The organism is Roseinatronobacter thiooxidans, from assembly GCF_001870675.1.
Classification (GTDB): domain Bacteria; phylum Pseudomonadota; class Alphaproteobacteria; order Rhodobacterales; family Rhodobacteraceae; genus Roseinatronobacter; species Roseinatronobacter thiooxidans.
This window is the reverse complement of record NZ_MEHT01000045.1, coordinates 64,505-82,015: the sequence shown is the minus strand read 5'-3', so window position 1 is coordinate 82,015 and position 17,511 is coordinate 64,505. Positions and strand designations below refer to the sequence as shown.

At 61.0% G+C, this 17,511-nt stretch carries 15 protein-coding genes; 12 read left to right on the top strand and 3 right to left on the bottom strand.

Going from position 1 to position 17,511, the window contains the following annotated elements; genetic code table 11:
- The first annotated feature begins 27 nt into the window (after positions 1-27).
- From BG455_RS14340 to preA, 5 genes are all read left to right on the top strand, one after another.
- Positions 28-396: a response regulator transcription factor gene (locus BG455_RS14340; protein WP_071470696.1), complete on the top strand. Its 369-nt coding sequence runs from the start codon at positions 28-30 to the stop codon at positions 394-396.
- The gene (locus BG455_RS14335; protein ID WP_071470695.1) at positions 393-698 is read left to right on the top strand and encodes a hypothetical protein; all 306 of its coding nucleotides are present in this window, start codon (positions 393-395) and stop codon (positions 696-698) included. Before BG455_RS14340 ends, BG455_RS14335 begins: the two co-directional genes overlap by 4 nt.
- 4 nt (positions 699-702) lie before the next feature.
- Positions 703-3,429, top strand: coding sequence for an ATP-binding protein (locus BG455_RS14330; RefSeq protein WP_071470694.1), 2,727 nt, complete (start codon positions 703-705; stop codon positions 3,427-3,429).
- A 240-nt stretch (positions 3,430-3,669) separates the two neighbouring features.
- Positions 3,670-5,013 carry an NAD(P)-dependent oxidoreductase gene (locus tag BG455_RS14325; RefSeq protein WP_071470693.1) on the top strand — a complete coding sequence of 448 codons (1,344 nt, stop codon included), beginning with the start codon at positions 3,670-3,672 and terminating at the stop codon, positions 5,011-5,013.
- Positions 5,014-5,040: 27 nt separating this feature from the next.
- The gene (gene preA / locus BG455_RS14320; protein ID WP_071470692.1) at positions 5,041-6,342 is read left to right on the top strand and encodes an NAD-dependent dihydropyrimidine dehydrogenase subunit PreA; all 1,302 of its coding nucleotides are present in this window, start codon (positions 5,041-5,043) and stop codon (positions 6,340-6,342) included.
- Here the strand turns inward: preA and BG455_RS14315 are convergent, their stop codons facing one another.
- Positions 6,343-6,993 carry a TetR family transcriptional regulator C-terminal domain-containing protein gene (locus tag BG455_RS14315; protein WP_071470691.1) on the bottom strand — a complete coding sequence of 217 codons (651 nt, stop codon included), beginning with the start codon at positions 6,991-6,993 and terminating at the stop codon, positions 6,343-6,345. It abuts the gene before it with no gap.
- A 159-nt stretch (positions 6,994-7,152) separates the two neighbouring features.
- Between BG455_RS14315 and BG455_RS14310 the strand changes: the two genes are divergently transcribed.
- The 7 genes from BG455_RS14310 to BG455_RS14280 all read left to right on the top strand — a co-directional run bounded on the left by BG455_RS14310 (position 7,153) and on the right by BG455_RS14280 (position 14,187).
- Positions 7,153-8,403 carry a Zn-dependent hydrolase gene (locus tag BG455_RS14310; protein ID WP_071470690.1) on the top strand — a complete coding sequence of 417 codons (1,251 nt, stop codon included), beginning with the start codon at positions 7,153-7,155 and terminating at the stop codon, positions 8,401-8,403.
- A gap of 156 nt (positions 8,404-8,559) precedes the next feature.
- The gene (locus tag BG455_RS14305; protein ID WP_071470689.1) at positions 8,560-8,856 is read left to right on the top strand and encodes a GIY-YIG nuclease family protein; all 297 of its coding nucleotides are present in this window, start codon (positions 8,560-8,562) and stop codon (positions 8,854-8,856) included.
- Between the two features lie 4 nt (positions 8,857-8,860).
- Positions 8,861-10,312 carry a dihydropyrimidinase gene (hydA, locus tag BG455_RS14300; RefSeq protein WP_071470688.1) on the top strand — a complete coding sequence of 484 codons (1,452 nt, stop codon included), beginning with the start codon at positions 8,861-8,863 and terminating at the stop codon, positions 10,310-10,312.
- 11 nt (positions 10,313-10,323) lie between these two features.
- Positions 10,324-11,103, top strand: a complete 780-nt coding sequence (locus BG455_RS14295) for an ABC transporter ATP-binding protein (protein ID WP_071470925.1) — start codon at positions 10,324-10,326, stop codon at positions 11,101-11,103.
- Between the two features lie 62 nt (positions 11,104-11,165).
- Complete coding sequence (locus BG455_RS14290; protein WP_071470687.1) at positions 11,166-12,062, top strand: ABC transporter permease; 897 nt, start codon at positions 11,166-11,168, stop codon at positions 12,060-12,062.
- Positions 12,063-12,340: 278 nt separating this feature from the next.
- Complete coding sequence (locus BG455_RS14285) at positions 12,341-13,153, top strand: ABC transporter permease (RefSeq protein ID WP_111361156.1); 813 nt, start codon at positions 12,341-12,343, stop codon at positions 13,151-13,153.
- Between the two features lie 44 nt (positions 13,154-13,197).
- The gene (locus tag BG455_RS14280) at positions 13,198-14,187 is read left to right on the top strand and encodes an ABC transporter substrate-binding protein (protein ID WP_071470923.1); all 990 of its coding nucleotides are present in this window, start codon (positions 13,198-13,200) and stop codon (positions 14,185-14,187) included.
- Positions 14,188-14,268: 81 nt separating this feature from the next.
- Here BG455_RS14280 and pepN read toward each other — a convergent pair whose 3' ends face one another.
- Together pepN and BG455_RS14270 are read right to left on the bottom strand one after the other, a co-directional pair.
- A complete protein-coding gene (gene pepN / locus BG455_RS14275) occupies positions 14,269-16,830 on the bottom strand; it encodes an aminopeptidase N (protein ID WP_071470686.1) in 2,562 nt (853 codons plus the stop codon).
- A 64-nt stretch (positions 16,831-16,894) separates the two neighbouring features.
- Positions 16,895-17,344: a CAP domain-containing protein gene (locus BG455_RS14270; protein WP_071470685.1), complete on the bottom strand. Its 450-nt coding sequence runs from the start codon at positions 17,342-17,344 to the stop codon at positions 16,895-16,897.
- Positions 17,345-17,511 lie beyond the last annotated feature (167 nt).

Below are 17,511 nucleotides of genomic sequence, written 5' to 3'. Positions count from 1 at the left end.
CCCTGCAAGGGAGAGAGGAACCTTGGGATGGAGAAGCGTGTGCTGGTTCTGGAGGATGAGCCGAATATCTCGGAGGCGTTGCGCTTTATTCTGACGCGCAATGGCTGGCGGGTTGATGTTTCGGCAGACGGGCATGCGGCGATGGGGGCAATGCGTGATGACCCGCCCGATCTGCTGATCCTTGATCTGATGCTGCCGGGGTTAAACGGGTTCGACATTCTGAAATCCCTGCGGGCCGAAGATGGCACGCGCGATTTGCCGGTGCTGATGCTGACAGCCAAGGGACAGGCCGCCGACCGCTGCGAGGCAGAGCGTCTGGGCGTGACGCGCTTTATGACCAAGCCCTTTGCCAATGCAGATGTCATTAACGCTGTGCGCGAGTTGGCGGGGCCATGAAACCGCCGCACAGCCCCCAGTTTCTGGCGCGTGACAGCTACCGCATCCGGCGGTTGATGGATGCCGCGCGGTTCCTGCCCGTGCTGGGGCTGGTTTTGCTGATGCTGCCGCTGATGCGGCATGATTACAGCACCGAGGCACCGCCCACAGCGGTTGAAAGCGTCTATCTGTTTGCGGTCTGGATCGTGCTGATTTTGGCGGCCTTTGTGATGTCGGTGGGGCTGCGCCGGACGCTGGACCCACCCAAAACCGGCCTGCCACAAAAAGAGGCCCCGCGCCCAGACCCTGACGAGGAAGGCTAGGCGCATGTCCTTCAACCTGCTTGTGCTGACATGTCTGGGCTATGTGATCTTGCTGTTCGCGGTCGCCTCTGCGGCAGAGCGCAGCGCGGCAGAGGGGCGCGCGGGCTGGTTGCGCTCGCCCATGGTCTATACGTTGTCGCTGTCGGTCTATTGCACGGCATGGACGTTTTACGGCGCAGTGGGCTATGCCGCGCGCTCGGGTCTGGAATTCATGACCATCTATCTGGGGCCGACACTGGTATTTGTGGGCTGGTGGGTGATCTTGCGCAAATTGGTGCGGATCGGGCGCGAGAACCGCGTGACATCCATCGCCGATATGATCTCGGCGCGCTATGGCAAATCCAACCTGCTGGGGGTGATTGTCACGCTGCTCTGCGTGTCGGCAGGAACGCCCTATATCGCCTTGCAATTGCAGTCGATTTCGCAATCCTTCACAGTGTTTGCCACCGACCCTGCCGGGGCGGGTCTGGCCACGGACCGCAACCTGATTGCGTTCTGGGTGGCGGGGGGGCTGGCGCTGTTTACCATCGCATTTGGCACGCGCAATCTGGATGCGAATGAACAGCATCCCGGTGTGGTCACCGCCATCGCGGTCGAGGCAGTGGTCAAGCTGCTGGCGCTGATTGCAGTGGGCATATTCGCGGTGTGGTTTGTGGCCTCTGGCCCTGCCGATATTCTGGCGCGCATTGATGCCCAAGCCTTGCCGGAATGGCAAATTCAACCCGGGCGCTGGACAGGGCTGATTTTGCTGTCGGCCATCGCCATCATCTGCCTGCCGCGCATGTTTCAGGTGATGGTGGTCGAAAACACCAATGACCAGCATCTGGCAACCGCAAGCTGGGCCTTTCCGCTATATCTGTTCCTGATTAGCCTGTTTGTGCTGCCGATTGCGGTGGTGGGGCTGGAAGTCATGCCACCGGGCACCAACCCCGATATGTTCGTGCTGACGCTGCCGTTGCATTTCGGGCAGGACGGGCTGGCGCTGCTGTCTTTTCTGGGCGGGTTTTCAGCGGCAACCTCGATGGTGATTGTGGCCTCTCTGGCGCTGGCCACGATGGTGTCCAACCATATTGTGGTGCCGCTGTGGCTGAAGCTGCGTTCGGCGCAGAATCTGGATACAGGCGATATGCGGCTGCTGGTGCTGAGTGTGCGGCGCTTGTCGATCACGCTGGTGCTGGGGTTGGGCTATATCTATTACATCATAACGGGCGGGTCTGCGGCGCTGGCGGCAATCGGGTTGATTGCCTTTGTGGGGGTTGCGCAAATTCTGCCCGCACTTCTGGGCGCGTTGTTCTGGCGCGGGGCCAGCCGGACAGGGGCGGCGCTGGGCCTTGTGGTTGGGACTGTCCTGTGGTTCTACACGCTGTTCCTGCCAAGCTTTGGCCCTGACATTTTCCTGTCGGCGCAAGTGATGGAACAGGGCTTGATGGGGCTTGCGTGGTTGCGCCCCTATAGCCTGTTTGGCCTGAGCACGCTTGACCCGCTGCTGCATGCGTTGTTCTGGTCGCTGGCGCTGAATGCGCTGGCGTTCTGCCTTGGGTCATTTCTCAGCTTTCCAAGCCCGATCGAGCGGGTACAGGGCGCGCTATTCGTCAATATCTTTGACCGCCCCGGCCCTGCGCGCAGCTGGACCCGCCCTGTGGCCGAGGCTGAAGACCTGCTGCCCATGGCGCAACGCATTCTTGGCGCGACCGAAGGACAGGCGTTTTTCCGCGCGCAGGCGGAAGTGCAGGGCAAACAGGGGTTTCTGCCCGATATTACACCCGAATTTCTGGAAGCGCTGGAGTTGAAACTCTCCGGCTCTGTCGGGGCGGCGACGGCGCATGCGATGCTGGCCCAAAGTGTGGGCACGGCGGTGGTCTCGGTCGAGGATCTGATGGCGGTGGCGTCTGAGACGGCGCAGATCATGGAATATTCCGCGCAACTGGAAGCGAAGTCCAAAGAACTGTCGCGCACCGCCCGCAAACTGCGCGAAGCCAATGAAATGTTGCAAAAACTGTCTGTGCAGAAAGACGCATTCCTCAGCCAGATCAGCCATGAATTGCGCACGCCCATGACCTCGATCCGGGCGTTTTCGGAAATCCTGATGGATGATGAAGGCATGTCCACCGAAGACAGAAACCATTTTGCGCAGATCATCCATGATGAATCGATCCGGCTGACGCGGCTGCTGGATGATCTGCTGGACCTGTCGGTTCTGGAACACGGGCAGGTGCAGCTGAACATCGCACCAGTGAATTTGCGAGAATTGATCGACAAGGCAATGAGTGCCTCGAACTCTGTTCAGGCGGATCGCAAGTTCCGCATTCTGCGCAGCCGCGACCCCGAAGCGATAGAGGTGATCACAGATGCGGGACGCCTGACGCAGGTTTTCATCAACATCCTGTCGAATGCGCGCAAATATTGCGATGCACCAGAGCCGCAGATGCAGATCGAGGTGCGCCAGAACAAGGCGATGGTCGAGGTGGATTTCATCGATAACGGGTCCGGCATTCCCCGCGACAAGCAAGCGCTGATTTTCGAGAAGTTTTCACGCCTGACAGATTCGATGCAGGCAGGGGGCGCGGGGCTTGGGCTGGCGATCTGCCGCGAGATTATGCACAATCTTGGCGGTGAAATCACCTATGTGCCCGGACAGGGGGGGGCCGCGTTCCGCGTCAGCTTTCCGCTGGAACTCAAGCCCCGGACACAGCCGGACACCCTTTCGGGCAAACCCGTCGCTGCGCAATAATTTTGGTGCAGCGGCAGCTCTGGCCTGAGCGAGAGGTACCGGCGCGGGGGCCGGTACTGCGTTGTGCATCAAGATGAGGGGCGCGAAACAGGCACGGGCGAGGGGGCAGTGTGGTGGCCCTGCTGGTCGGTTTTGCGTGCTGAAAATTTCGGCGAAGTTTAAAAATTTTACTAATTGATAAAATTTTTGATCCGTGGTTTCATCCTCTCCACAAGAGCCAGTCATGAAAAGGCCAGCGATATGTCCAACAGCCTGACCACCCCCGGCATTGCGCCTGCGCGCCTGAACCCGGATGTATATGCCGAACATTTTGACGACCTTTACCCCGATTATGACCCGCATGAAGCGATGGTCGCGGCGGATCGGTGTTATTTCTGCCATGATGCGCCCTGCATCACCGCATGCCCCACGGAAATCGACATTCCGCTGTTCATCCGTCAGATTCAGGCCGGTCAGCCCGAAGCCGCCGCGCGCACGATCTTTGACCAGAATATCCTTGGCGGCATGTGCGCGCGCGTCTGTCCGACAGAGACGCTGTGTGAAGGGGCCTGTGTGCGCGAAGCCGCAGAAGGCAAGCCGGTCGAGATTGGCCGGTTGCAACGCTATGCAACTGAAACGCTGATTGCGAAAAATTCGCACCCCTACACACGCCAGACGCCGACCGGCAAGCGCGTTGCGGTTGTGGGCGCAGGCCCCGCCGGTCTGGCCTGTGCACATCGCCTTGCGATGAAGGGCCATGATGTCACGATCTTTGACCGGCACGAGAAGCCAGGCGGGCTGAATGAATATGGCATCGCCGCCTATAAGGCCGCGCATGGTTTCGCGCAGGCCGAGGTGGACTGGCTGATGCAGATCGGCGGTATAACCCTGCATCAGGGCTGGTCCTTGGGCACAGATGGCACTTTGTTAGAGTTGCAAGAGCAATTTGATGCGGTTTTTCTGGGTATGGGGCTGGCCGGTGTCAACGCGCTTGGGCTGGAGGGCGAGGGGGCGACAGGCACCCGCGATGCAGTCGATTTTATTGCCGAATTGCGCCAGACTTCCGATCTCTCGACCCTGCCTGTGGGACGGCATGTTGTGGTTATCGGCGGGGGCATGACGGCGGTGGATGCCGCGGTGCAGTCGCGCCTGCTGGGGGCAGAGCATGTCAGCATGGTCTACCGGCGCGAACGCGCAGCGATGAGCGCGTCGGATTATGAGTTGAACCATGCCGCGAATGAAGGCGTGAAGATCATCACCAATGCGATGCCGGTCGCCATCCATGCCAATGGCGCCATGCGCGAGGTCGAGTTTGCCTATACCCGTGCCGGCGTCACAGGTGTTGAACCCACGGGCGAGACATTTCGCCTGAAAGCCGATCAGGTGTTCAAGGCCATTGGCCAGACGCTTGTTGGTGCGCCTGACGGCGTGGCGCTGGAGGGGCGCAAGATCAAGGTGGATGCGGCGGGCCGCACCTCGGTTCCCGGTGTCTGGGCAGGGGGCGATTGCACGGGCGGCGGCGAGGATCTGACCGTCACGGCAGTGGCGCAAGGGCGCGATGCGGCCGAGAGCATTCATGCAAGCCTGATGAACAGCGGCGCGTAAGATCACGCACCCAACGGAGTTTTTGACATGGCAAACCTGACCACGAATTTTATCGGTATCAAATCCCCCAACCCTTATTGGCTGGCCTCTGCCCCGCCTACGGATAAGGAATATAATGTCGTGCGCGCGTTCAAGGCGGGCTGGGGCGGGGTGGTTTGGAAAACACTTGGGTCCGAGGGACCGCCCATCGTGAATGTCAACGGCCCGCGCTATGGCGCGATCTGGGGGGCGGACCGGCGCTTGCTGGGGTTGAACAATATCGAGTTGATCACCGACCGCCCGCTGGAGGTGAACCTGCGCGAGATCAAGCAGGTCAAACGCGACTGGCCCGACCGCGCGATGGTTGTCTCGCTGATGGTGCCCTGTGACGAAGAATCGTGGAAAGCGATTCTCAAGCATGTCGAAGATACCGAAGCCGACGGGGTAGAGCTGAATTTCGGCTGCCCGCATGGCATGTCCGAGCGCGGCATGGGGGCTGCGGTGGGGCAGGTGCCCGAATATATCGAAATGGTCACGCGTTGGGTGAAGCAGCATTCGCGCATGCCCTGTATCGTGAAGCTGACGCCCAATATTGCCGATATCCGCAAACCGGCAGAGGCTGCAAAACGCGGCGGGGCCGATGCGGTCAGCCTGATCAACACCATCAATTCTATCACATCCGTCAATCTGGACACTTTCAGCCCGGAGCCGATGATCGACGGCAAAGGCGCGCATGGCGGTTATTGCGGGCCTGCGGTCAAGCCGATTGCGCTGAATATGGTGTCCGAGATTGCACGCTCGCCTGAAACGGCGGACCTGCCTATCAGCGGTATTGGCGGGGTGACGACATGGCGCGATGCGGCGGAGTTCCTGACGCTGGGCGCGGGCAATGTGCAGGTGTGTACTGCCGCCATGACTTACGGTTTCGGGATCATCAAGGAACTGACAGCGGGCCTGTCGCAATATATGGATGAGAAAGGCTTCACCTCGGTTGACCAGCTTGTTGGGCGCGCGGTTCCGAATGTGACGGACTGGCAATATCTCAACCTCAATTACGTCACCAAGGCGCGGATCAACCAAGACCTGTGTATCTCTTGCGGGCGCTGTTTTGCGGCCTGCGAAGACACGTCGCATCAGGCTATTTCGATGTCGCCAGAGCGCGTATTCGAGGTGATCGATGCCGAATGCGTGGCCTGCAACCTATGCGTCAATGTCTGCCCAGTTGCCGATTGCATCACGATGGAGGAAATGCCCAAAGGTGCGGTCGACCCGCGCACAGGCGATGTGGTCAGCGATTATGCCAACTGGACCACGCACCCCAATAACCCCATGGCCAAAGCGGCAGAGTGATCAGGGCGCAAGCAGACGGGAATAGAGATGCTCGAGAAATTCCTCTGCGCCTTCTGTCGGCTCATGCCTGTCCCCCCGGATCATGGCGATCTGGGGGGCAAAATCTGCGTAATGCTGGGTCAGGGACCAGATCGAGAAGATCAGGTGATAGGGGTCAATCCGCGCAATGCGCCCTGCATCGGCCCAAGCCTGCAAAAGCTGGGCTTTCTCATCGACAAGCGCGCGCAGATCGGTGCGGATAAAGGCTTCCATACGCGGCGCACCTTGCAGGATTTCATTGGCGAACAACCGGCTTTCGCGCGGAAAGTCGCGCGACATCTGCAATTTGCGGCGCATATAGGCCATGATCTCGGCTTGAGGCGCGCCATCCGGGTTCAGCATGCGCAACGGGTCCAGCCATGTATCCAGCAGGCGGGTCAGCAATTCGCGGTGGATGGCGTCCTTGCTGTCGAAATAATACAGCAGGTTTGGCTTGGACAACCCTGCTTGCGTGGCGATCTGGTCCAGCGTTGCGCCGCGAAACCCGTGGGTGGAAAACACTTCCAGCGCGGCATCCAGAATGATCTCTCGGTTGCGCTTCTGGATGCGCGAGCGCGGCGCCTTTCTTGCGCTGCCGGGTTTTTCAGCGATGGGAAGGCGCGGCGCGGGCATGGCGGGACAAGCTTCTTGACTGGATGGTCAAACTTGATAGCGTCCCTGTGGATCGAGTGCAAGCAAAGCCTCTGGGCTGCGCTGTTACCACGCGCGATTCACGGATAAACAAACAGAAAAAGAACAGCACTAAAGTGCCGTCACTTGGGGGAGTTATGAATGTCTGCACCGGCTGAGAACATGAAGATCAACAGCGAAAGACTGTGGGACAGCCTGATGGAAATGGCGCAGATCGGCCCCGGCATTGCAGGCGGAAACAACCGCCAGACCGTCACCGATGAAGATGGCGAGGCGCGCCATCTGTTCCAGCACTGGTGCACACAGGCCGGTGGCACAATGGCTGTGGATGAGATGGGCACCATGTTCGCGCGCTTTGAAGGGACCGACCCTGATGCCCTGCCGGTCTATGTGGGCAGCCATCTCGACACCCAGCCCACGGGGGGCAAATATGATGGTGTCTTGGGCGTGCTGGCAGGGCTGGAAATTGTGCGCACCATGCGCGATCTGGGTATCAAGACCCGCCGCCCGATAGTGGTGACCAACTGGACCAATGAAGAAGGCACGCGGTTTGCGCCGGCCATGCTGGCCTCTGGCGTGTTTGCGGGCGTGTTGGAGCGGGATTGGGCCTATGCGCTGACAGATGCGCAGGGCAAACGCTTCGGGGATGAATTGGAACGCATCGGCTGGAAAGGCACCGAGCCGGTGGGCGCGCGCAAAATGCACAGCTTTTTCGAGTTGCATATCGAACAAGGCCCGATTCTGGAGGCAGAGGGCAAACAGGTAGGGGTGGTCACCCACGGGCAGGGGTTGCGCTGGATCGAATGCACGGTGACAGGCAAGGGCCAGCACACCGGATCAACCCCGATGTATCTGCGCCGCAATGCAGGGCGGGGCCTTGCGCGGGTGACCGAGCTGGTACATGAAATTGCGATGAAGCACCAACCCAACGCCGTGGGCGCGATTGGGCAGATTGATGTTTTCCCCAATTCGCGCAATGTGATACCGGAAAAGGTTGTGTTCACCATCGATTTCCGGTCCCATGTGCTCGAGACGCTCGACGCAATGGTGGCCGAGTTCAACGCGCGCGCCCCGGGGATTTGCGCTGATATCGGGGTGAAATTCGCGTCCCGGATTGTCGGCCAGTTCGACCCGCCCGCCTTTGACGAAACCCTGCTGGCGCGCATCCGCGATGCGGCCACGCAGCTGGGCTACAGCCATATGGATATCGTCTCGGGGGCAGGGCATGATGCGTGCTGGATCAACCGGCTCTACCCGACAGCGATGATCATGTGCCCTTGCGTGGATGGCCTGAGCCATAACGAGGCCGAAGAGATTTTCCCCGAATGGGCCGAAGCGGGGGCAAATGTGCTGCTGCATGCAGTGCTGGAAACTGCCGAGGTGGTGGGGTGAGCGGTGCAGGCGACATATGGCGCAGCGCAGCCCCGGGCTTGACCCGGGGCCTGCGCCCCCGCACTACGCCAAGCGCCCGTGCCAGACGAGAGGCCCCGGCGCGGGGGCCGGGGCTGCGTTCAGCCTACGTTAACCGTGCTCTGCCAGTGTCAGGGCATGGTATATCTTGTCTATATTGCCGCCTGCCGGTCAAACACAGCCATCCACATTGGGGTAACCTCCGATTTGCGCGCCGAAATGCGGCTTTTGCGGTTGGGCCAGGGCCATCCGCATTGCGCGCGCTACAAGATTTGCAAACTGGTCTGGAGCGAGGCGTGCGCCGATCTCGGTGCAGCCCGTCGCCGCGCCGACCAACTCAAGCGGTGGCGACGCACATGGAAAGATGCGCTGATTGCCGAACACAACCAAGGGTGGCGCGACCTTGCCGCAACACTCAAACAGGACAGGGAGTAACCCCATGACCACCGTCATCAAGAACGGCACAATTGTCACCCATGACCTGACCTATAAGGCCGATATCCGCATCGATGGCGGCAAGATCCTTGAGATTGGCCCCAACCTGTCGGGCGACACCGAACTGGACGCGACAGGGGCCTATGTCATGCCCGGCGGGATTGACCCGCATACGCATCTGGAAATGCCCTTCATGGGCACCTATTCCAGCGATGATTTCGAATCCGGCACCCGCGCGGCGCTGTCTGGCGGCACCACTATGGTGATCGACTTCGCGCTGCCCAGCCCCGGTCAGGGGCTGCTGGATGCGCTGAAGATGTGGGACAATAAATCGGGCCGCGCGCATTGCGACTATTCCTATCACATGGCGGTCACATGGTGGTCGCAACAGGTGTTTGATGAAATGCCCGACGTGGTCGCGCGCGGCATCACCAGCTTCAAGCATTTCCTTGCCTATAAGGGCGCATTGATGGTCAATGATGACGAATTATTCGCATCCTTCCAGCGCCTGCGCGAATTGGGCGCAATTGCCATGGTCCATGCCGAGAATGGCGATGTGGTGGCCGAACTGTCCGCCCGGCTGCTGGCCCAAGGCAATACCGGCCCCGAAGCCCATGCCTATTCCCGCCCCACACAGGTCGAAGGCGAGGCCACGAATCGTGCCATCATGATCGCCGACATGGCGGGCGTGCCGCTTTATGTGGTCCACACTTCGTGCGAAGAATCGCATGAAGCGATCCGCCGCGCGCGGCAGGCGGGCAAGCGCGTCTGGGGCGAGCCGCTGATCCAGCATCTGACATTGGACGAATCAGAGTATTTCAACCCAGATTGGGACCATGCCGCGCGCCGCGTCATGTCGCCCCCTTTCCGCAACAAGACCCATCAGGACAGTTTGTGGAACGGTCTGGCCAGCGGCAGCCTGTCAGTGGTGGCAACCGATCACTGCGCCTTCAGCACCGAACAGAAACGCTATGGGTTGGGCGATTTCACCAAAATCCCCAATGGCACTGGCGGGTTGGAAGACCGGATGCCCATGCTCTGGACCTATGGCGTGCGCACGGGGCGGCTGACCATGAACGAGTTTGTGGCCGTCACCTCGACCAATGTCGCCAAAATCTTCGGCATGTATCCGCGCAAGGGCGCAGTGGCCGTGGGCGCGGATGCGGATCTGGTGGTCTGGGACCCCGAGAAATCCAAGACCATCACCGCCAGCGCGCAGGCCTCGAATATCGACTATAACGTGTTTGAAGGGCATGAGGTCACAGGCCTGCCGCGCTATGTGCTGTCGCGGGGCCGCGTCATGGTCAATGATGGCAGTTTTGACGGGCAGGAAGGGCACGGGCGGTTCGTGGCCCGCGATGCCAATGGCCCTGTCAGTCAGGCGCTGTCTGCATGGAAAGACCTGACCGCGCCGCGGCCTGTCGTGCGCGCCGGTATTCCGGCGACGGGGGTGTGATGTCCGACACAATGGCAGCACCCGTCATTTCTGCCCGTGACATGTCCCTCACTTTCCAGACCAATGATGGTCCGGTTCACGCCCTCAAGAATGTCTCGCTCGACATCGCCAAGGGCGAGTTTGTCAGCTTTATCGGCCCCTCTGGCTGCGGCAAGACCACGTTTTTGCGCGTGATCGCCGATCTGGAACAGCCCACATCAGGCACGATCACCGTGAATGGCATGTCCCCCGAAGACGCCCGCCGCGCGCGCGCCTATGGCTATGTGTTTCAGGCAGCGGGGCTTTACCCGTGGCGCACGATTGCAGGCAATGTGAAACTCCCGCTGGAAATCATGGGCTTTTCGCGCGCCGAGCAGGAGGCGCGCGTTGAAAAGGTGCTCGAACTGGTCGAGCTTTCGGGCTTTGCACGCAAATTCCCGTGGCAACTCTCGGGGGGCATGCAGCAACGCGCATCGATCGCGCGCGCATTGGCCTTTGATGCCGATATCCTGCTGATGGACGAACCCTTTGGCGCACTTGATGAAATTGTGCGCGACCGGCTGAATGAACAATTGCTCGACCTCTGGGCGCGCACCGAAAAAACCATAGGTTTTGTCACCCATTCCATCCCCGAGGCCGTGTATCTGTCCACCAAGATCGTGGTCATGTCACCGCGCCCGGGCCGGATCACGGATGTCATCGACAGCCCGCTGCCACGGACCCGCCCTTTGGAAATCCGCGACAGCCCCGAATTCATCGAAATCGCGCATCGCGTCCGCGAAGGGCTTAGGGCAGGGCATCTGGATGAGTGAGATCTTTTCATCCTTGCAGAAATATCCCGGGGGTCCGGGGGCAGCGCCCCCGGGGCAGACATATGCGTAACATTTTTCCAGTTCTTGCTGTGACCATGGCGCTTGTCGCCCTCTGGTATGTCGCCGTGGTGCCGATGAATGCGCAATGGGCGCAGGATCAGGCGCGGCGCGCAGGGGCAGAACTGACCTTGCCAGCCCTGATCGCAGACACCATGTCGCAACAACGCCCCCGCCTGCCTGCGCCGCATCAGGTCGCGGCAGAGTTGTGGAATTCCACTGTGGTTGAAGAGATGACAGGGCGGCGCGGCTTCATGAACACAGGCAGCCTGTCCAATCGCAGTCTGGTCTATCATGGCTGGGTCACGCTTTCGGCCACGCTTTTGGGGTTTGCCATCGGATCAGCCCTTGGCATCGCACTTGCGGTGGGGATTGTGCATAACCGCGCGATGGATGCCTCTGTCATGCCATGGGCGATTGCCAGCCAGACAATCCCGATTCTGGCCATCGCACCCATGATCATCGTGGTGCTGAATGCTATTGGGGTTACGGGGCTGGTGCCCAAGGCCATTATTTCGACCTATCTGTCGTTCTTTCCGGTCGTGGTCGGCATGGTCAAGGGGCTGCGCGCGCCGGACCATATGCAACTTGACCTGATGAAAACCTACAGCGCCAGCGGCGGGCAGGTCTTTGCCAAATTGCGCTGGCCATCTGCCATGCCCTATCTGTTTGCCTCGCTCAAGGTGGGGATTGCGGCGGCACTTGTGGGCGCGATTGTGGCCGAATTGCCCACGGGGGCAGTGGCGGGCTTGGGCGCGCGGTTGCTGTCGGGCAGCTATTACGGCCAGACAGTGCAAATCTGGTCCGCGCTTTTTGCGGCAGCCATTCTGGCGGCGGGCATGGTGGCCGTGATCGGGGTGATCCAGCGGGCAACGCTGCGGCGCATGGGGATGGCGGCATGAGCAGTCTGCAACGCACAGGCAGGGTGCAATGGCTGGGCATGACCGTGGCCTTTCTTGTCGCTGTTGGGGTCGGGGGTACGGGGCAGCTTGCTGTGGTCACGATGCTGTCGCTTCTTGCTGTGGTGCTTCTGGCCCTGCTGCCACCGCGGCGCAAGGGCTGGCTATGGGCCTTGGCGATTGGCGCGGGCCTTGGGGCAGCGGCGCATTCGGTCCTGCCTTTTGCTGCCAATACACTGCCTGTCTGGGCTGTCGTCGTGGCGATTTGGCTGGGGGCATGGATGCTGGTCGCGCATTTGGCCGAAATGCCGCGTCTTGGCGGCTGGCTTGGGCGTGGCCAGTCGCTTCTGGCACCGCTGGCTTTTGGCGCGACGCTGCTGTGGCTATGGGAGGTGACAGTGCGCGCGCTGGACGTGCCGCGCGTGATCCTGCCTGCGCCAAGCCTGATCTGGGCACGCATCATCCGCTCGACCGATGTGCTTTGGGTCGATTTTGTGCAGACTTTTGTCAAGGGCGCGCTGTCGGGCTATGCCATCGGTGTGGGCGCGGCGCTGGTCTTCGCGCTGCTGGTGGATCGCTCGGATTTCCTGCGCCGCGGGCTTTTGCCGGTGGGCAATTTTCTGGCAGCCCTGCCCATTATCGGGACAGCCCCCATCATGGTCATGTGGTTCGGGTTTGACTGGCCGTCCAAGGCCGCCGTGGTCGTGGCGATGGTATTTTTCCCGATGCTGGTCAACACTGTGCAGGGGCTGGCGGCGACAGATGCGATGCAACGCGACCTGATGCGCACCTATAATGCCAGTTGGGGGCAGGCGCTGTTGAAGCTGCGCCTGCCTGCCGCGATGCCCTTTATCTTCAACGGGCTGAAAATTGCATCAACTCTGGCACTGATCGGGGCGATTGTTGCTGAATTTTTCGGCTCGCCCACGCGCGGAATGGGCTTTCGCATCTCGACCGAGGTGGGGCGCTTGCAACTGGATATGGTCTGGGCAGAGATTGCCGTAGCAGCCCTTGCGGGGTCGCTGTTTTACGGCATTATTGCGCTGGCGGAGAAGGGGGTGACCTTTTGGCACCCGTCGCAACGCGGGCGTTAACTCCTGCACCCGCAAAAGGGTCAGGCAACATGGAGGTGCTTTACATGAAAAGAACGATTTACGGATCAGTCGCGGCCGTCAGCCTTGGGCTGGCACCGGCCGCATGGGCGATGGATGATGTGACCTTGCAGCTCAAATGGGTCACACAGGCGCAATTCGCAGGCTATTATGTCGCGCTGGAAAACGGATTTTACGAGGAAGAGAACCTCAATGTCACCATCCGCGCGGGCGGCCCCGATATTGCGCCCCCGCAAGTGATTGCAGGTGGCGGCGCAGATGTGATTGTCGAATGGATGCCGGCCGCGCTGGCCGCGCGCGAAAACGGCCTGCCGCTGGTCAATATCGCGCAGCCTTTCAAATCCTCGGGCATGATGCTGACCTGTCTGGCCGAAACCGGCATCACCGGGCCAGAGGATTTTCCGGGCCGCACATTGGGCGTGTGGTTCTTTGGCAATGAATACCCGTTCCTAAGCTGGATGAGCACACTTGGCATTCCGACAGATGGCGGGGATGAAGGCGTTGAAGTGCTGCGTCAGGGCTTCAATGTGGACCCGCTGTTGCAGCGTCAGGCCGATTGCATCTCCACCATGACCTATAACGAATACTGGCAGGTCATCGACGCAGGCATCGGCGAAGACGAGCTTGTGACGTTCAAGTACGAAGATCAGGGCGTCGCCACATTGGAAGATGGTCTGTATGTCATGGAAGACCGTCTTGAAGACCCGGAGTTTGTGGACAAGATGGCGCGTTTCGTGCGTGCCTCGATGCGCGGATGGGAATGGGCGGCTGAAAATGTCGAAGAGGCCGCGATGATCGTGCTGGAATATGACGATACCGGCGCGCAGACCGAAGAACACCAGACCCGCATGATGGGCGAAGTGGCACTGCTGATCGAAGGGTCCAACGGCACGCTGGACATGGACGATTATGCGCGCACTGTTGCCACGCTTCTGGGCGGCGGCTCTGACCCGGTCATCACATCGGAACCCGAAGGGGCTGTGAGCTCTGCTGTGACGGACGCGGCGTTCAACTAAGGTGCAGCATTGGTCCCGGCCTTGCGCCGGGACCTCCAGGCCAGCCAAGAGGTCCCGGCGCAAGGCCGGGACAGCCGCGCGCTAGCCCAGCATGCGGCCCACCATTTCGCCCATGTCGCGGCTAAGATTATCTTGCGCCATGATGCGGTTCAACGCGGCCCTCATCAGTGTTTGCCGCGTTGTGTCATAGCGCCGCCAAGTCTCGAACAGGGTCGAGACGCGGGCGGCAGCTTGGGGATTAACCCCGTCCAGCCGGATCAGCCAATCGGCAACCAGCCGGTAGCCCGCGCCATCCTTGGCATGGAACCCTGCCGGATTTGCCCCCAAGGCGCCAATGACAGACCGAAAGCGGTTGGGGTTCTTCCAGTCGAAATCGGGGTGCTGTGTCAGCTCTTGCGCCAGTGCGGCCGCCGTCGCGGGCGCGGCATACATCACCTGCGCCGAGAACCATTTGTCCACCACCAGCCGGTCATTGGCCCATTGACGGTAGAATTGCGCGCCCTCTGCCTGACCTTTGCCAATGCCCAGAAGCGCGCCCCATGCGCCCAACTGCTCGGTCATGTTATCGGCGCGTGCAAACAGCTCTGCCGCTTTCGCGCCCTCATCTGCCCGCGCCAGCAGCGACACCGCCTGCACCCGAAGCGCGCGCCGCCCGGCATCTTTCGCGTCCGGGCTATAGGGGCCGGGGGTCTGCATTTCGTCATAGACGCGCAGCAAATCAGGCCGCAGATCCTCGGCGATCAGGCGCAGCGCAGTGGTTCTTGCGGCCTGAATCGCGTCAGGGTCGGGCACATGGCCTGCGGCGTGAAGCGAGCTTGCCAGATCATCCTGCCCCGGAATATGCAGCGCCAGCGCGCGGAATGCTGGGTCTAGCGCGTCATCCGTCACCATGACGCGCAGCGCTTGCAGGTAATCGGGGCCGGGCGTCGCCCCCTCCAGCACCATCGCATGCAGGATGTCGCGCGCCAAGGCGCGGCCGGATTCAAAGCGGTTATAGGGGTCGGTATCATATGCCAGCATCAGCGCGCGGTCTTCGCTGCGCAAGCGCTGGTTCAGGGCAACAGGCGCGCTGAACCCCCGCAACAGCGAGGCAACAGGCCGCTCTGGCAAATCAGTGAAGGAAAAACTCTGCTCGGGGCTGTCAAGTTCCAGCACTTGCGTGGGCAGCAACTCGCGCCCATCCGCGCCCAAAAGCCCCATCGCCACCGGAATGACCAGCGGTTCTTTCAGGGGTTGTCCGGGGCTGGGGGGTGTGTGCTGGCGCAGCGTCAGGGTATAGGTGCCCTCCTGCCACGCGTCCGACACATCCACGCGCGGGGTGCCTGCCTGTTCATACCAGCGTTTGAATTGCGACAGATCGCGCCCTGCCGCTTCTTCAAACACTGCGATCCAGTCTTCAATGGTGCAGGCCTGTCCGTCATGGCGGTCAAAATACAGCGCCAGCGCGGCGCGGTAGCGGTCTTCGCCCACCAGAAGGTGCAACATGCGGATCAGTTCCGCGCCTTTCTCATACACTGTCGCGGTGTAGAAATTATTGATCTCGACATAGCTTTCGGGCCGCACCGGATGGGCCAGGGGGCCGTCATCTTCGCGGAACTGGCGCGCGCGCAGCGTCAGCACATCTTCGATGCGCTTCACAGCATGGCTGCGCATGTCGCCCATGAATTGCTGGTCACGGAACACTGTCAGCCCTTCTTTCAGCGACAGTTGGAACCAGTCGCGGCAGGTGATCCGGTTGCCGGTCCAGTTGTGGAAATATTCATGCGCGATGATGCGCTCGATACTGGCATAGTCATTGTCCGTGGCCGTCTGGGGCGAGGCGAGCACATAGCGCGAGTTAAAGATGTTCAGCCCCTTATTCTCCATCGCGCCCATATTGAAATCATCAACCGCAACAATGTTGAACACATCCAGATCATAGGCGCGGCCGTAAACCTGTTCATCCCAGAGCATCGAGCGTTTGAGCGCGTCCATCGCATAGGCGGTCTTATCCTCATCGCCCTTGCGCACCCAGATGTTCAGCGCGATATCGCGCCCCTCCATTGTGGTGAAGCGGTCAGATGTGGCGACCAGATCCCCCGCCACCAGCGCGAACAGATAGGCGGGTTTGGGGTGGGGGTCATGCCATTCGGCCCAGCCCTGGCCTGTGGCCGCAGGATTGCCGTTGGACAAAAGCACCGGCAGGTCCGATTCAATGCGCACCTCAAACGAGGCCATCACATCGGGGCGGTCGGGGTAGAAGGTGATCTTGCGAAAGCCCTCGGCCTCGCATTGGGTGCAATACATGCCGCGCGACATATACAGCCCTTCCAGCGCGGTGTTGCCTTCGGGCGCGATTTCCACTTCACAATGCCAGTCAAAGCCGCCTTCGGGCAAATCCTGCGCGGGGATTGTCAGGCCCGTGGCATCAGGATGAGCCGTGATTGGCGCGCCATTCAGGCTTGCTGAAATCAGCGTCAGCCCCTCGCCGTCAAGACGCAGGTCATGGCCGGGCGTGGCGCTTGGGTTGGGGCGAAAGCGGATATGCGCAATCACGCGGGTGGCGGATGGGGCTAGCCGAAAGGTCAGCGCCACATGATCGACCAGAAAGGGCGGGGGCTGGTAATCGGCCAGATGGATGGGCTGCGGGGTTGTGTCGCGCATGTCTCACTCCTGCGGGCTGAACCAAGTCTGGGTCAGATGTAGCGCAGGGGGGGCGCGCCGACAATCAACAAGGTCGCGCGAAGACTTGCACCCAGTTCGGCCCGTCCGCGCGGCCAAAGCCCACAAGCGTAAAGTCACGGTCCAGAATATTGCGCCGGTGCCCGCTGGAGCGCATCCATCCCGCCATGACGCTGGGCACATCGCGCTGGCCGCGTGCGATATTCTCGCCCATTGCGCAAAGCCGTGGCAGTCCGGCGCGGTTCGTGCGCTCTGCCATGTTGCGCCCGTCGGGGCTGGTATGGCTGAAATACCCGCGCTTCGCCATGTCGCAGGCATGGGCCTGTGCCACGCGCCCCAGTTCAGGCGACAGCGACAGCGGCGCGCGCCCTGCGCGGCGGCGTTCGGCATTGACGGCGGCCAGATGGATTTCAAGTTCGGCCACAGGCGGGGCAGGGCAGGCCCAAGCCGGCAGCGCAAGCGCGCAGAGCGACAGAATACCAAGATAACGCAGCATGAGGGGGCACTTTCACATTAGATGAATGCGACGATAGCCACTGGCCTTGCGGGTGTGAATATTCCTTTTCATCACGCCTGCGTGCGCGGGCGGTAACTTGCAAGGCCGATCCATGCGGGCCGCGCTTGCACCTCTCGCGGCATCGGGCTAAACGCGAGCGGAAACAC

Coding starts and splice junctions, on each gene's coding strand:
- preA (WP_071470692.1), top strand. CDS start 5,041: ATGGCAAACCTGACCACGAATTTTATCGGTATCAAATCCCCCAACCCT.
- BG455_RS14310 (WP_071470690.1), top strand. CDS start 7,153: ATGTCTGCACCGGCTGAGAACATGAAGATCAACAGCGAAAGACTGTGG.
- BG455_RS14290 (WP_071470687.1), top strand. CDS start 11,166: ATGCGTAACATTTTTCCAGTTCTTGCTGTGACCATGGCGCTTGTCGCC.
- BG455_RS14285 (WP_111361156.1), top strand. CDS start 12,341: ATGCTGGTCGCGCATTTGGCCGAAATGCCGCGTCTTGGCGGCTGGCTT.
- BG455_RS14295 (WP_071470925.1), top strand. CDS start 10,324: ATGGCAGCACCCGTCATTTCTGCCCGTGACATGTCCCTCACTTTCCAG.
- BG455_RS14340 (WP_071470696.1), top strand. CDS start 28: ATGGAGAAGCGTGTGCTGGTTCTGGAGGATGAGCCGAATATCTCGGAG.
- BG455_RS14315 (WP_071470691.1), bottom strand. CDS start 6,993: ATGCCCGCGCCGCGCCTTCCCATCGCTGAAAAACCCGGCAGCGCAAGA.
- pepN (WP_071470686.1), bottom strand. CDS start 16,830: ATGCGCGACACAACCCCGCAGCCCATCCATCTGGCCGATTACCAGCCC.
- BG455_RS14335 (WP_071470695.1), top strand. CDS start 393: ATGAAACCGCCGCACAGCCCCCAGTTTCTGGCGCGTGACAGCTACCGC.
- BG455_RS14325 (WP_071470693.1), top strand. CDS start 3,670: ATGTCCAACAGCCTGACCACCCCCGGCATTGCGCCTGCGCGCCTGAAC.
- BG455_RS14270 (WP_071470685.1), bottom strand. CDS start 17,344: ATGCTGCGTTATCTTGGTATTCTGTCGCTCTGCGCGCTTGCGCTGCCG.
- hydA (WP_071470688.1), top strand. CDS start 8,861: ATGACCACCGTCATCAAGAACGGCACAATTGTCACCCATGACCTGACC.
- BG455_RS14280 (WP_071470923.1), top strand. CDS start 13,198: ATGAAAAGAACGATTTACGGATCAGTCGCGGCCGTCAGCCTTGGGCTG.
- BG455_RS14330 (WP_071470694.1), top strand. CDS start 703: ATGTCCTTCAACCTGCTTGTGCTGACATGTCTGGGCTATGTGATCTTG.
- BG455_RS14305 (WP_071470689.1), top strand. CDS start 8,560: ATGGTATATCTTGTCTATATTGCCGCCTGCCGGTCAAACACAGCCATC.